This is a genomic window from Histophilus somni 2336, assembly GCF_000019405.1.
In the GTDB taxonomy this organism is placed as follows: Bacteria; Pseudomonadota; Gammaproteobacteria; order Enterobacterales; family Pasteurellaceae; genus Histophilus; species Histophilus somni.
Window position 1 is genome coordinate 189272 of record NC_010519.1, and the last position, 13669, is coordinate 202940.

Genomic DNA, 13669 nt, shown 5'->3' on the forward strand with positions numbered 1-13669 from the left:
ATTGTCTTAAATTGAAACATATATTTCAAAAATGTCTAGAAATAAAATTAATATTTGAGATATTGATCACAAAGATTAGCTATCTCGCTGGTATATAAAGTCTTTTAAGTAAAATAAGAATGAAATTTCCTTTTCAAAGTGGTATAAATTTAACTTATTACTGAGAGAAATACAAAGGAAGAGATAGTATGCAAGAACATTCTCAACTCGTTACATTACAAAATGAAATCCGTTCACGTTATTCGACTTTGAGTAAACGTTTGAAACAGGTAGCACAATATGTCCTTGATAATCACAATAGCGTAATTTTTGATACTGTTGCGACGATATCTGAACGTGCCGGTGTTCCTCCTTCTACGCTTATTCGCTTCGCAAATGCGTTTGGGTTTAGTGGCTTTAATGAAATGAAACAAATTTTTCGTGAAAATTTGATTGAAGAAACGGCGAATTATACGGAGCGTTTACAAGTTTTCCGTCAGCTGGAACCGGAAAAGAGCGAGCAACATAATCTGCAAGATATTTTGAATATTTTTGCACAAGCCAATAATCAAGCACTAAAACAATTAAGTAGCCAAACTACTACAAAACAGTTAAAAAGTGCGGTAGAAATATTAAAAAATGCACAGAATATTTTTATCATTGGATTAAAACGTTCGTTTAGTATTGCCTGTTATTTGGATTATGTGTTGCATCATTTAGATTGCCGTTCTTTTTTAATAAATGGATTAGGCGGTATGTTTGATGAACAATTAATGCAAGTGAAAAAGGGTGATGTCATCGTGGCGGTGAGTTTTTCACCTTATGCCAAAGAAACGCTGGAAATTGTTAGTGCAACCTCACAAAAAGGTGTCAAACATATTGCTATCACTGATAGTCAAATTAGTCCATTAATTGCCTCCAGCGATGTTGCTTTTGTCGTGAAAGAAGCACAGGTAAGCGGCTTCCGTTCACAATGTGCTACGATGACATTGGTACAAACTTTGGCGATTTTATTAGGCTTAGAAAAAGAGAAAGAAACACAAAATTCTTAAAAATAACGATTAAGACTTGGTGATGAATGTCAGCAACTAAGTTTTGAGATAAATATCAAAACGATGATTTTTGGTTTGGTGACTGAAGTGCGGTGTTTTTTTAGCAAGAAAATCTGCGTAATCGGGACGCTTTACTACCGCTCTTTTTTGTGCGAGCAATAAGGCAGGTTCTAATAACATATCAGCATCCAAATCTGCACCGATTAAATGTTGAAAAATACGCATTTCTTTTTTAACCAATGCACTTTTTTGTTTATGAGGATACATCGGATCCAAGTAGACAACATCAGCACCTTCTTCACTCGAATTTAATTCTTGAATATGTGCTATGTCCAGCAATTGCATATTCGCCTGCATCATAGTCCCTATTTCCGCATCGGCATAAGCACGCTTCAAGCCGTCTTGTAATAACAAATGGACTACCGGATGGCGTTCAACCAAACGGACTTTACACCCCAAAGCAGCCAGCACAAAGGCGTCACGTCCCAAACCGGCAGTTGCATCAATAACTGTCGGCAGATAATTACCTTTGATCCCTACCGCTTTTGCCACAGCTTCAGCTCGACCGCCTCCAAATTTACGACGGTGAGCCATTGTGCCGGTCACAAAATCCACATAAACAGCACCAAGTTTCGGCTCATCTAATTTGCGTAATTCCAAGCGAACCTGTCCTTCCACTTTTGTTTGCACCAGTGCTAAATAACTATTAGGATCGTGAATCAAACCTTTTTGTTGACAAAGTGCGGTAAATTGCACCGCACTTTCTGTTTCACAAATTAATTGGATTTTTTGATTAACCATACACCACTTTCCATATGCTCTGTATAAGGGAATTGATCAAACAAGGCGGCTTTTTCAATACGATGAGTTTTAGTTAATTCTTGTAAATTTTCACATAATGTATATGGATTACAGGATATATATAAAATCCGCTCATAGTTTTGTACTAATTTTACTGTTGCCATATCAAGTCCAGATCTTGGGGGATCAACAAAAATGGTATTACATTGATAATCTTGTAAATTAATGCCTTTTAAGCGATTAAATGCACGCACACCGTTCATAGCTTGCGTAAAGTCCTCTGCGGACATACGAATAATGTGTAAATTATCAATTTTATTTGCTGCAATATTAAATTGAGCCGCACTTACAGAGGGTTTTGCAATTTCTGTCGCTAATACTTTGCGAAAGTTTTGTGCTAGGGCAATAGAGAAATTGCCGTTCCCGCAGTAAAGCTCAAGTAAATCGCCCTGACTATTTTTAGTACAATTAATTGCCCATTCCAACATTTTACAATTTACCGTTGCATTAGGTTGAGTAAAGCTGTTTTCTACTTGGCGATAAATATACTGTTGATTTTTGACAGGCAAAATTTCATCAACAAAATCTTGCTGTAAACAAATTTTTTGTTTATTTGCACGACCAATAATTTGTACATCAAATCCTTGTTTTATCAGTTGTTGTTTCAATTGAGTTGCTGCCTGTAGCCATTCTTCGTTAAGTGTTTTGTGGTATAACAAACTGACAATGATCTTGTTGCTCAAAGTACTGAGATAGTCAATTTGGAATAAGCGATGAGTTAAAATATTGTGTTGTTTAAGCAAAGGCAATAACGCCAGCATCATTTGGTTAATCAACTGACTGGCAATAGGAAATTGATCGATACGAAAACGTTGTTTTGTTTTTTGATCAAACATAATATGATAGAAATCATCTTGTTCATGCCAAATACGAAATTCGGCACGCATACGGAAATGGCTTGTTTCGGAAGCAAATACGTCAAGCGGTGGTGAATTAAAAGGTGCTAGAAGTGCGGTCAGCTTTTGTTGTTTTTCTGCTAAAAGTGCGGAATATTGTTCAATAGGTAAACGTTGCATGATCTTCAGTATTGAGCTAAAAATGAAAAGGTGCGAATTTCGCACCCCTTTTACTTAATCTTAAGTTATTCGGCAGAGAAATCATCCGGATTGTCAGCACCAACAACGCCAGATAATGTGTAAACACGTTTACTGGCAGAAATACGAGTGCGGTATTTATTCCAAGTTTTCTCAAAATATGTTTCTGCTGGACGTTCTCCACGACAGAAAGCAACGAAAGCTTTTTCTTCTTCCGTAACTGGTACACGCTCACCTAAATCTAACGCTTTAAATGCTTGACCATATTGCTCTAACGTTTGAGATTCACGAATGGTGTAATCACCATGACGAGCAAAACCTCGTGGATAATTTTTATCATCGAAAAAACGACGTGTAACACTAAAACTCTCTGCCATAATATCCTCTATCTTATTTTGTAAAAATCGGCTCGCATTAAATCAATTTTTTGTTATTTTTGCAATAAACCTTTAACAGTTTCTACATAATCCTTGATAAAACCGTCTGTTGTACGGGATAGACCTTCCGCATTTACTTTATATTTACCGTTAATATAAAATTCAGGTGTTGCTCTTACGCCAAGTTTTTTTGCTAAGGCAATTTGTTTGTTTGTTTGAGCGGTGACGGCAAAACTATTAATTCCTCCGTCAAACTGTGCCGCAGTAATGCCGTTTGCGAGAAACACTTCACGAATATTGTCTAAAGTAGGTGCTTTTCTTTTTTCAATAATCAATTCAAATAGAGGCATTTTAACTTTTTCTTCTATACCTAAGAGAATTGCTAACGACCAAGCACGAACAATATCTTCGCCCATCCAATCAACATGATATTGTTTGAAAGTGACATCTTTGGGCAAATCAGCTTTAATTTGTTGTGGAATTTGATATGTTTTTTCAAAATTAAAACAATGGATACAACCAAAAGAGAAAAATTCAATCACTTCAGGTTGAACGGAACGAGGCTGCTCTAGTTCAATATACTGTTTTCCTTCTTGTAATGCTAAGGCTTGAGTTGAATTTAAAAAGAAAAAAGAGGCTAATGCCCATAGAAATTTTTTCATGTAATACTCCTAATCAATAATGCCACGTGCTTTTAATAAGGCTGTTTTAAAATCGTCTTCATAATCTTTTTTGATGCCGGGAATAGGCTCATTTTTACCTGTACCATACATTTTTAGGTGATAAATAATAACCTCATCGGTTAATTCCGCAATGGGCTTATCAAAACCGGTTTCCTCCGCAATTTTTTGTAAAACTTGGATTAAATGTAAATCCGGATTGTTAGACCAATAGGGCTGTAAAAGTTCCAACACTTCGTTTAAACGATGACATTTCATAAAGTTTTCCTTATTATTTAACCCAAACAGCCGACAATCATACTTGAAATAGGTAAAGAAGAAAATATGGCAACAACAATTAGTGCAGTAATTTTAGCTGGTGGGCAAGCTAAACGAATGGCTGGGTTAGATAAAGGATTACAACTGCTTCAAGGTAAGCCTCTCTATCAACATTGCTTGCAAAGGTTAACCAATCAAGTGAGTAGTATTTCTATTAATGCTAATCGTCATCAAGCTATTTATCAACAAAGTGGGGTAGAGGTTTTTGGTGATGAATTGGAGGATTTTCAAGGCCCTTTAAGTGGAATATTGACCGCACTTGAGCGAGCTAATACGGATTTTGTGCTTTTTGTGCCTTGTGATAGCCCTTTTTTGCCGTTGAATTTATGTGAAAAGTTGCAAAGTGCGGTGGAGAATTCGAAAAGTTTATTAGCTTATGCAAATGATGGTGAACGTGAACATCCTGCTTTTAGTTTATTGTCCACTCAACTTAAATTACCGTTAAGAGTTTATTTGCAGTCAGGTCATCGTCAAATGTTACAATTTTTTCGTCAACATAAGGCTATTTCTGTGGATTTCAGCTTACAAAAACAGGCTTTCGTGAATATGAACACATTGCAGGATATTGAAAAATATCAAAATATTTATGCTTAATTTTTTGTTTTAATTATTAATTATCTTAATTTGAGCATAAATATATGAAAAATCATTTTTTTTACTAAGCAATTAGAGTAGACTTCCCCTCCGTTGATATATTACATAGGAATAAAAAATGTTAAGCAAACAACAATCATTAAAAGAACTCACATTTCGAGGAATGTTATTGGGGGCGTTGATCACTGTGGTATTTACGGCTTCCAATGTGTATTTGGGTTTAAAAGTCGGGTTGACTTTTGCCTCATCAGTTCCTGCAGCGGTTATCTCAATGGCAGTATTAAAATTTTTCAAGGGGTCTAATATTCTTGAAAATAATATGGTACAAACTCAAGCATCCTCAGCCGGAACATTGTCTTCCGTTATTTTTGTTATCCCTGCTATGTTGATGCTGGGATATTGGCAAGGTTTCCCTTTTTGGCAAACATTATTAATTTGTATTTCCGGCGGTATGCTAGGGGTAATTTTCACTGTGCCGTTGCGTAATGTCATGGTAGTGAAAAGTGATTTGCCTTACCCTGAAGGCGTTGCCGCAGCAGAAGTATTGAAAGCGGGTAATGATGAAATCGGTGGAAGAGGTGTCAAAGAACTTACAATCGGTGGTCTGATTGCAGCGGTAGCCGGGTTTTTAACTAATGGTTTACGTGTAATTGCGGATAGTGCAAGTCTTTGGTTCAAAGGTGGAAATGCAATTTTTCAAGTGCCGATGGGTTTCTCACTTGCTCTGTTAGGTGCGGGGTATTTAGTGGGTATGATTGGCGGTTTAGCCATTTTATTAGGCATTTTTGTTGCTTGGGGAGTAGCAGTTCCTTACTTTACTTCTGTCGCACCCATGCCGTCTGATGCCGATATGATAGGTTATGCTTTCAGTATTTGGAAAAATAAAGTGCGTTTTATTGGTGTAGGGACTATCGGTATTGCGGCAATTTGGACTTTATTGGTGTTAATGAAACCAATGATTCAAGGTATGATCGAGTCATTTAGAGCTTTGAAAGATCCGAATGCAAAAAATACTGACCGCACTTCCCAAGACTTATCTCCGACAACGCTGATTTTCACCACGTTAGTAAGCGTTGTATTAATTGTATTGGCTTTATATAGCTTTATAAATCCTGTGGGTATTGAAGCCGGCACGGCGATCATTTTAATTTTGGTTTGCACTTTACTTGCTGTCGTTATCGGTTTCTTAGTAGCAGCAGCGTGCGGATATATGGCAGGCCTTGTTGGTTCATCATCAAGCCCAATTTCCGGAATCGGTATTATTTCTGTGGTAACAACTTCATTAGTGTTAATGCTCGTCGGTTCTGCTACAGGTTTATTAGACACGGCGGAAGGTCAGAAATTTTTGACCGCACTTACGCTATTTACCGGTTCAATCGTGGTTTGTATTGCGGCAATTTCTAATGATAACTTACAAGATTTAAAAACCGGTCAATTGGTTGAAGCAACACCTTGGCGTCAACAGTTTGCCTTGATTATCGGTGTGATTGTGGGGGCGTTGGTTATTGCTCCTGTATTGGAAATTCTTTATCACGCCTATGGTTTTGCCGGTGCAATGCCTCGTGAAACTATGGATCCGAGCCAAGCACTTTTCGCACCGCAAGCAACCTTAATGATGACTATCGCAAACGGTATTTTTTCTCATAATCTCGAATGGAACTATATTTTCTTTGGTATCGGCTTTGGTGCGGTTTTAATTTTCATCGACAGCGTATTGAAAAAGGCGTCTAACAAACGTTTAGCGTTACCAGCATTGGCAGTAGGAATGGGGATCTACTTACCGCCGTCAGTCAATGCACCAATCGTTGTCGGTGCATTGCTTGCTTGGTTGATTAATCGTCATTTAGAAAACTTTGCGAAACGTACAGGCAAAGATCTTGCTGATGTGAAGAAAAAAGCGGAACGTTTCGGCACATTATTTGCAGCGGGTCTGATTGTGGGTGAAAGTTTAATCGGGATATTACTGGCATTTATTGTTGCAGGTTCCGTTACTTCCGGAGGTTCTGATGCACCGCTAGCATTACATTTAGAAAACTGGGAGAGTCTAGCTCAAGTATTAGGCTTAATGATGTTCGCTACGGGTATAACAATCTTTGCATTACGTGTACTCAAGGCGAAACAATAATATTGAGAAAATTAAATAGATATTTACAAAAAACCTCCAGCTTTTTAAAGCGGAGGTTTTTTATACATAATTTAGAAACGAGAAAACTAAGTAATATTCACTTCATAACAATACCTAACGATTAACGCACACCCTGTTTATCTAATCTGGCGAAATCTTTACATCCCTGAGCGTTGCCATTATCGCATGCTTGACCGTAGAATGCTTTAGCTGTAGAAACATTTTTTTGTGCCCCTCGTCCTTTTTCATACATATCGCCGAGATAGAGTTGTGCTTCTGCAATGCCTTGTTCAGCGGCTTTTGTGAACCAATAGACGGCTTGTTGATAGTTTTGAGCAACGCCTTGTCCGTTTGCATACATCACGCCGAGATAGAGTTGTGCTTCTGCAATGCCTTGTTCAGCGGCTTTTGTGAACCAATAGACGGCTTGTTGATAGTTTTGAGCAACGCCTTGTCCGTTTGCATACATCACGCCGAGATAGAGTTGTACTTCTGCAGCTCCCTGTTCAGCGGCTTTTGTCCACCAATAGACGGCTTGTTGAGAGTTTTGCGTAACACCTAGTCCGTTCGTGTACATAAAGCCGAGCATAGATTGTGCTTTTGCATCTCCCTGTTCAGCGGCTTTTGTGTACCAATAGACGGCTTGTTGAGAGTTTTGTGTAATACCCTGTCCAAACATATACATTGTGCCGAGCACAGCTTGTGCTTTTGCATTTCCTTTTTCCCCCAGTTGTTTGAGTAAGGGAAAAGCGGCAGAATAATTTTGTTGTTTGTAAAGTTGAGTAGCTCGGTCAAGTTTTTCGCTATTGGTTTCGGCAAGTGCAGATTGGGCAACACCGAAAGAGAGCAAGGCGATAAGTAGGGATTTTTTTAGGTTCATTTTATGTTCCTTATTTGACGATTATTTGAATTCAATACACAAAGTTTGTGGATTGAGAAAACATTTTCTTCCCGTTTCAAGAGGGGTGATTGGATTCAAAATATTTAAATTAGAATCAAATAATTGAGAGCTGCCATTAGCAATCATTTTATTGACGATTTCATCCACCTCTTTTTGTTCATTAGGATTGATGGCTTTTATATTGTCGTAAACATAAGGCGAATCTGAGGTATCTCCAAAAAAATTCTTATAAATATCAACAGTAATTTCAATACGATTTGACATGGTTTTTTCCTCTGATTTGATTTTATATGTGGCGTTCGATACCTACTATCAAGTAGGTAGGATGTAGAGTATACTCTACATCCTTTGACGTCCTCCCCTAGCTAAAGCAAGGAGATTCCTACCAGCTCCCACAGCAAGCTGTGGGCTACTCTCGGAGGGTTTCTGCTGCTGACCGCCAATGCGATTCACTTCACAGACGCTACGGGCACGTCCTGCCCTGATTATGCCGTCATTGAGAGTCTAAAGCGACCTCTGTTAGCAGTAAGAAGTATATCATATTTATGCCTTATATCCACGCCCTAAAGGACGTGGTTTTACGGCACGATTAGATAAAGGATTGCTAAACCCTTTGCTCGGTGTCGATTGGTCTATTGAGTGTTATTTATACAGCAGTATATTAAAAAACAACTCCGGTTTGAAAACCGGAGTTTTTTAGAGGTATTAGGCAAAAGTATCTAAATATTGATCTGTTATTTGGGAGACTTATTTGACTAGCCCGCCACTTGCTTGTAAGTCAGCATGATACGAAGAACGCACAAAAGGTCCGCAAGCGGCATGCTCAAATCCCATTTTTTCGGCTTTATCACGGAAATCATCAAATTCCTCAGGTGGAACGTATCGGGCAACAGGTAAGTGGTGGCGACTTGGTTGCAAATATTGACCTAGAGTCAACATGGTTACACCGTTATCCCGTAAGTCCTGCATTACCTGTAAAATTTCTTCATTGGTTTCTCCCAAGCCAACCATAATGCCTGATTTGGTAGGGATATGTGGAAAAATGGTTTTAAATTCTTTGAGTAATTTTAACGACCAATTATAGTCCGCACCTGGTCTGATTTCACGATATAAACGAGGTACATTTTCTAAATTATGATTAAAAACATCAGGGGGATTATCTTTTAATTTTTCTAATGCTTGCTCAATGCGTCCACGAAAATCAGGCACCAAAATTTCAATTTTAATACCTGGATTAAGTTTACGAATTTCTTTAACACATTCAGCAAAATGTCCCGCACCACGATCCGGTAAATCATCACGATCCACTGATGTAATAACGACATAACGTAATTTCATATCTTGAATGGTTTCCGCCAATTTTTTTGGTTCATCCGGATCTGGGGGTAATGGTTTTCCATGGGCAACATCGCAGAATGGACATCGGCGTGTACAAATTGCACCTAAAATCATAAATGTTGCTGTGCCGTGATTGAAGCATTCATGTAAATTTGGACAAGACGCTTCTTCACATACGGAATGTAATCCATGACGACGCATTCCGTTTTTAATACTGTTAATTTTCGCAGAATTTGCAGGAAGCTTGATTTTCATCCATTCAGGTTTTTTTAATAACTCCTGATTTGGATCGATATTTTTAACCGGAATGATTGACGTTTTTGCAGCATCACGATATTTGACACCACGTTCCATTTTAAAAGGGGTTGTCATTAACAGATCCTAATTTGTTAATAAGTTGTTACATCATTATAGCCCAATAATTGCGTAAAGTGTGTAACTAATTTGGGTGCAACTTTATCACATTGAGCTTGTTCAGTGGGTATAAAATCTGCCATTTGGCACATTTCTAAGCCTATATAGCCACAAGGATTGATTTGTCTAAATGGCGATAAATCCATGTTGATATTTAAGGCTAAACCATGGAAAGAGCAGCCTTTACGAATACGTAAACCAAGAGAACAAATTTTTTGTTCATTTACATATACACCGGGGGCATCAGCTTTCGGATAACTTTTAATACCATAATCAGCCAGTGTGCTAACCACTGATTGCTCAAGAGCGGTAACTAATTGACGAACATTAAGTTCACTGCCGTTTGCTTTGTGACGCTTAATATCAATCAGTACATACATAATTTGTTGTCCTAAGCCATGATAGGTAATTTGTCCCCCACGATCGGATTGTACTACAGGAATATCGGTTGGATTGAGCAAATGTTCAGGTTTACCTGCTTGTCCTTGTGTAAAAACAGCCGGATGTTGAACTAACCAAATTTCATCAGCTGTTAGCACATTTCGAGTATCAGTAAATTCTCGCATTTGTTGCCAAACTTGTTGATAATCTTGGATTCCAAGTTGGCGTATAATAAGAGTAGTATCTGTCATTTTCTGTCTTAAAGTACCATGCGTACACCATCAATTTTGGCTAGTTCAGTATAGAGAATTTCTACTTGTTCAATATTTTCCGCAATGATATCTACAGAAATTGAATTATAAGTTCCTTTGCTACTGATATTTTGACGAGGGTTATAATCACCCTTAGCGTATTTTTGCGTTACCATAACTACATCATCAATTAAATCTGCTCGGTTTTTACCAACGACTTTGAAAGTAAAAGAGCAAGGAAACTCCAACAAATCTTTTAATTGTTTTTGTGGAATGTCGTTAAGTTTTACTGTTTTGTCAGTCATAAAATTTCCTTAAAGTGAAAATATGCCGGAAAGTGCGGTCTGATCTTATTGTTTTTAGTTAAATAAACCTTTTACTGTTAATACCAGCCAGTCCCAAAGTTTGCTGAAAAATCCGCCTTCTTGAACTTCAGACATAATTTTTAAGTTTGCACTTGCAATATCACGACCATCTAATTGATAAATAATTTTACCTACAATTTGTCCTTTTGCTAACGGAGCTGTTAACATTTTTTGATTAAGCTCGTATCTTGTTTTAACATCATTCTGGCGACCTTTTGGTAAAGTTATATAAGCATCTTCCAGCACCCCAAGTTGCACTTTGTTTGTATTACCGTAGTAAACTTTTTCTTCTACAATAGATTGGTTTGCCTGTAAAGATTTGAAGGTTTCAAAGTTCGCAAAGCCCCATTGTAACAATTTTTTACTTTCAATTTCACGACCTTTGTGAGTAGCAACGCCCATAACAACTGAAATTAATCGCATATTGTTATTATTTACTGCAGAGGCAACCAAGTTATAACCTGCTTTATTTGTATGTCCTGTTTTCATACCGTCTACTTTGATTGATTTATCCCAAAGTAAACCGTTACGGTTATGTTGCTTAATTTTATTGAAGGTGAATTCTTTTTCAGCATAGATTTTATATTCTTCAGGCAGGTCATGAATAATATGACGCCCAATAATCGCCATATCTCTGGCAGATGAATATTGATTATCATCATCCAATCCATGAACGGTCATAAAGTTTGTATTTTTTAAACCAAATTTAGCAACATATTTATTCATTAGTTCAATAAAATTACGCTCTGAACCTGCTATATGTTCCGCTATTGCCACACAGGCATCATTACCGGATACAATCACTATGCCACGATTTAAATCAGCTACTGATACTTGTTGGTTTAAATTTAAAAACATTTTAGATGAACCGGGAAAATTTTCCCCCAAGCACTTTCATCAATGGTTACAGTGTCGGTTAAGCTAATTTTACCTTGCTTGATTGCATCGCCTACAACATAACTTGTCATCATTTTTGTTAATGAGGCAGGGTGTTGACGCTGATCCGGATTAAAGGCGGCAAGAACTGCACCTGAATGGTAATCCATGAGAATATAGCTTTGTGCACTTAATTCCGGTGAAGCAATGCCATATTGAATATCTTGGGAAAGTGCAGGTAATGAAATTAATCCTGACATCAGTGCAATTTTTGTTTTTTTCATCGCTTTTTGTAACATTTTACATCCTTTAAAAATTATTTCTCATTGTAAGAGATGGTGATAAATTAGTGTAATTGGCGGATTTATTTAACCTATCTTTAAAACCTTATTGCTAAGATTTAATGTTTTTACGTGTTTTAGCCAACGTTTTTGTACCCGGTCCGGAAATTTTTCCATAAGCATCAACATATAATGATTCTACCTTTACTTTTGCTATGCCGGCATGAATCATTCCAAGCTCTTTTGCGGCAGCTTCAGATAAATCAATAATTCGTGCTTTGCTAAAAGGCCCTCGGTCATTGATTCTTACGATCACTTTACGATTATTGCGTAAATTAGTTACGACCACATAAGAGTTTAGTGGCAAAGTTTTATGTGCTGCTGTATAGGCATTATTATTAAAAATTTCACCGTTTGCAGTTTTACGTCCATGAAATTTTTTGTGATAAAAACTTGCCATTCCTTTTTGTGAATAATTTTTTGCCTTCTCGTAGGGTAGTGTTGTATATCTAACGCCTTTGACTACGTAAGTATAGGGCTTTTTACTCAGTTTTTGATAGACTGGCTTAGCTCCTTCAATGCCATATAATTTTTTCGTATCCGCCTGTATTGATAGCGAAACTAATGCCATAAAAAGTGCGGTGCATAATTTAAATATTTTGTTTGACTTCATAGTAATAAGTTTAATATTGATTGTATTATCTAAGATAAATATTTATTTAGTTCCTTTGAAAAAGTTATTTTTATGTGTATGAATGGACATGATCAAACCAAATCCAGCCATTAAGGTAACAAAAGAGGTTCCTCCATAGCTCATTAAAGGTAAAGGTACTCCAACTACAGGTAGAATGCCACTTACCATACCAATATTGACAAATACATAAACAAAGAAAATTAATGTCAATGCACCACTTAAAATTCGTCCAAAAGAATTTTGTGCATTAACACCGATAATTAACCCTCTTGCAACAATAAAGAGATAGATGAGCATTAGTATTGTAAATCCTGTCATACCATATTCTTCACTTAATACAGCAAAAATAAAGTCTGTATGTGGTTCTGGTAGGAATTCAAGTTGCGATTGTGTACCTTGCATCCAACCTTTACCCCAAATCCCCCCCGAACCGATGGCTATTTTTGATTGCATAATGTGGTAGCCAGCACCTAAAGGATCTTTTTCTGGGTCTAAAAGAGTTAAGACTCTTGTGCGTTGGTAATCATGCATTAAATAGAGCCATACAATTGGAGTAAAAGCAGCTAAGCCCACAATAGCAATTAAGATGAACCACCAGTTGATTCCGGCTAAAAATACGACAAAAATCCCGGATGCACTGACTAAAATTGACGTTCCTAAATCTGGCTGAATAGCTACTAATAAAGTCGGCACTATTATTAATAATAAAGCAATAAAAATTTCACTTAATTTAGGTGGAAGAGGACGTTTTCCTAAATATGTTGCAACCATTAATGGTACTGATAATTTAACAATTTCAGAGGGTTGGAAACGAAAAATCCCTAGATCTAACCAACGTTGTGCCCCTTTACTTGTTGTTCCAAAAAGATCCACTAACAGTAGTAAAATTACGCCAATGACAAATCCATAAGGTGCAATACGTTGATAAAACCTTGGTGAAAATTGTGCCATCACAAACATAACAGTAAAACCGAGAGCAACCTGAATAATTCGGTTGCGGAACATTTTTTCACTGCCTCCTACCGCACTATAAAGTACAAGCAATCCATAGGAGGAAATGGTTACTAACCCTAGAAAAAGCCAAAAATCAATATGCAAACGACGCCACAAAATCAGCCAAATATTTTTTTTCTCCATCAACTTTTTCC

15 protein-coding genes and 1 pseudogene are annotated in these 13669 nt (G+C 37.2%); 3 read left to right on the top strand and 13 right to left on the bottom strand.

Translation table 11 applies throughout. From position 1 onward, the window contains the following. Positions 1-188 precede the first annotated feature (188 nt). Positions 189-1031, top strand: a complete 843-nt coding sequence (locus HSM_RS00895; protein WP_012340867.1) for a MurR/RpiR family transcriptional regulator — start codon at positions 189-191, stop codon at positions 1029-1031. A 36-nt stretch (positions 1032-1067) separates the two neighbouring features. Here HSM_RS00895 and HSM_RS00900 read toward each other — a convergent pair whose 3' ends face one another. From HSM_RS00900 to HSM_RS00920, 5 genes are all read right to left on the bottom strand, one after another. After that, on the bottom strand, positions 1068-1832 hold the full coding sequence (locus HSM_RS00900) for a class I SAM-dependent methyltransferase (protein WP_012340874.1): 765 nt from the start codon (positions 1830-1832) through the stop codon (positions 1068-1070). Then, entirely contained in the window at positions 1808-2908 is a 1101-nt protein-coding gene (trmA, locus tag HSM_RS00905) for a tRNA (uridine(54)-C5)-methyltransferase TrmA (protein ID WP_012340885.1), read from the bottom strand. The genes HSM_RS00900 and trmA overlap by 25 nt, the downstream gene beginning before the upstream one ends. 65 nt (positions 2909-2973) lie before the next feature. Further along, on the bottom strand, positions 2974-3303 hold the full coding sequence (locus tag HSM_RS00910; protein WP_012340894.1) for a DUF413 domain-containing protein: 330 nt from the start codon (positions 3301-3303) through the stop codon (positions 2974-2976). A 53-nt stretch (positions 3304-3356) separates the two neighbouring features. Beyond that, a complete protein-coding gene (gene dsbA, locus HSM_RS00915) occupies positions 3357-3965 on the bottom strand; it encodes a thiol:disulfide interchange protein DsbA (RefSeq protein ID WP_012340900.1) in 609 nt (202 codons plus the stop codon). 9 nt (positions 3966-3974) lie between these two features. After that, positions 3975-4241, bottom strand: a complete 267-nt coding sequence (locus HSM_RS00920; RefSeq protein ID WP_012340907.1) for a YihD family protein — start codon at positions 4239-4241, stop codon at positions 3975-3977. Positions 4242-4307: 66 nt separating this feature from the next. Here HSM_RS00920 and mobA point away from each other — a divergent pair, with 66 nt between their 5' ends. Both mobA and HSM_RS00930 read left to right on the top strand, forming a co-directional pair. Next, positions 4308-4895, top strand: a complete 588-nt coding sequence (gene mobA, locus HSM_RS00925; protein ID WP_012340917.1) for a molybdenum cofactor guanylyltransferase MobA — start codon at positions 4308-4310, stop codon at positions 4893-4895. Positions 4896-5013: 118 nt separating this feature from the next. Further along, positions 5014-7020, top strand: coding sequence for an OPT family oligopeptide transporter (locus tag HSM_RS00930; RefSeq protein ID WP_012340925.1), 2007 nt, complete (start codon positions 5014-5016; stop codon positions 7018-7020). Between the two features lie 121 nt (positions 7021-7141). Here HSM_RS00930 and HSM_RS00935 read toward each other — a convergent pair whose 3' ends face one another. From HSM_RS00935 to rodA, 8 genes and pseudogenes are all read right to left on the bottom strand, one after another. Beyond that, on the bottom strand, positions 7142-7900 hold the full coding sequence (locus tag HSM_RS00935; RefSeq protein ID WP_012340934.1) for a tetratricopeptide repeat protein: 759 nt from the start codon (positions 7898-7900) through the stop codon (positions 7142-7144). 21 nt (positions 7901-7921) lie between these two features. Beyond that, positions 7922-8185 (bottom strand): hypothetical protein, encoded by a 264-nt coding sequence (locus HSM_RS00940; RefSeq protein ID WP_012340941.1) that lies wholly within the window; start codon positions 8183-8185, stop codon positions 7922-7924. A gap of 483 nt (positions 8186-8668) precedes the next feature. Further along, on the bottom strand, positions 8669-9631 hold the full coding sequence (gene lipA / locus HSM_RS00945) for a lipoyl synthase (RefSeq protein WP_012340950.1): 963 nt from the start codon (positions 9629-9631) through the stop codon (positions 8669-8671). A 17-nt stretch (positions 9632-9648) separates the two neighbouring features. Next, positions 9649-10305, bottom strand: a complete 657-nt coding sequence (gene lipB / locus HSM_RS00950) for a lipoyl(octanoyl) transferase LipB (protein WP_012340959.1) — start codon at positions 10303-10305, stop codon at positions 9649-9651. Between the two features lie 8 nt (positions 10306-10313). After that, positions 10314-10610 carry a DUF493 family protein YbeD gene (gene ybeD / locus HSM_RS00955; RefSeq protein WP_011608471.1) on the bottom strand — a complete coding sequence of 99 codons (297 nt, stop codon included), beginning with the start codon at positions 10608-10610 and terminating at the stop codon, positions 10314-10316. Positions 10611-10664: 54 nt separating this feature from the next. After that, positions 10665-11845: pseudogene (locus HSM_RS00960) on the bottom strand (serine hydrolase). A 94-nt stretch (positions 11846-11939) separates the two neighbouring features. Then, complete coding sequence (locus HSM_RS00965; protein WP_012340992.1) at positions 11940-12500, bottom strand: septal ring lytic transglycosylase RlpA family protein; 561 nt, start codon at positions 12498-12500, stop codon at positions 11940-11942. Between the two features lie 42 nt (positions 12501-12542). Next, the gene (gene rodA / locus HSM_RS00970; protein WP_012341000.1) at positions 12543-13658 is read right to left on the bottom strand and encodes a rod shape-determining protein RodA; all 1116 of its coding nucleotides are present in this window, start codon (positions 13656-13658) and stop codon (positions 12543-12545) included. Positions 13659-13669: the final 11 nt, after the last annotated feature.

Bases quoted from the DNA above. Each gene is read 5' to 3' on its own strand.
- dsbA (WP_012340900.1), bottom strand. From the start codon at position 3,965: ATGAAAAAATTTCTATGGGCATTAGCCTCTTTTTTCTTTTTAAATTCA.
- HSM_RS00935 (WP_012340934.1), bottom strand. From the start codon at position 7,900: ATGAACCTAAAAAAATCCCTACTTATCGCCTTGCTCTCTTTCGGTGTT.
- HSM_RS00895 (WP_012340867.1), top strand. From the start codon at position 189: ATGCAAGAACATTCTCAACTCGTTACATTACAAAATGAAATCCGTTCA.
- HSM_RS00910 (WP_012340894.1), bottom strand. From the start codon at position 3,303: ATGGCAGAGAGTTTTAGTGTTACACGTCGTTTTTTCGATGATAAAAAT.
- HSM_RS00930 (WP_012340925.1), top strand. From the start codon at position 5,014: ATGTTAAGCAAACAACAATCATTAAAAGAACTCACATTTCGAGGAATG.
- mobA (WP_012340917.1), top strand. From the start codon at position 4,308: ATGGCAACAACAATTAGTGCAGTAATTTTAGCTGGTGGGCAAGCTAAA.
- rodA (WP_012341000.1), bottom strand. From the start codon at position 13,658: ATGGAGAAAAAAAATATTTGGCTGATTTTGTGGCGTCGTTTGCATATT.
- trmA (WP_012340885.1), bottom strand. From the start codon at position 2,908: ATGCAACGTTTACCTATTGAACAATATTCCGCACTTTTAGCAGAAAAA.
- HSM_RS00940 (WP_012340941.1), bottom strand. From the start codon at position 8,185: ATGTCAAATCGTATTGAAATTACTGTTGATATTTATAAGAATTTTTTT.
- lipB (WP_012340959.1), bottom strand. From the start codon at position 10,305: ATGACAGATACTACTCTTATTATACGCCAACTTGGAATCCAAGATTAT.
- HSM_RS00900 (WP_012340874.1), bottom strand. From the start codon at position 1,832: ATGGTTAATCAAAAAATCCAATTAATTTGTGAAACAGAAAGTGCGGTG.
- HSM_RS00920 (WP_012340907.1), bottom strand. From the start codon at position 4,241: ATGAAATGTCATCGTTTAAACGAAGTGTTGGAACTTTTACAGCCCTAT.
- HSM_RS00965 (WP_012340992.1), bottom strand. From the start codon at position 12,500: ATGAAGTCAAACAAAATATTTAAATTATGCACCGCACTTTTTATGGCA.
- ybeD (WP_011608471.1), bottom strand. From the start codon at position 10,610: ATGACTGACAAAACAGTAAAACTTAACGACATTCCACAAAAACAATTA.
- lipA (WP_012340950.1), bottom strand. From the start codon at position 9,631: ATGACAACCCCTTTTAAAATGGAACGTGGTGTCAAATATCGTGATGCT.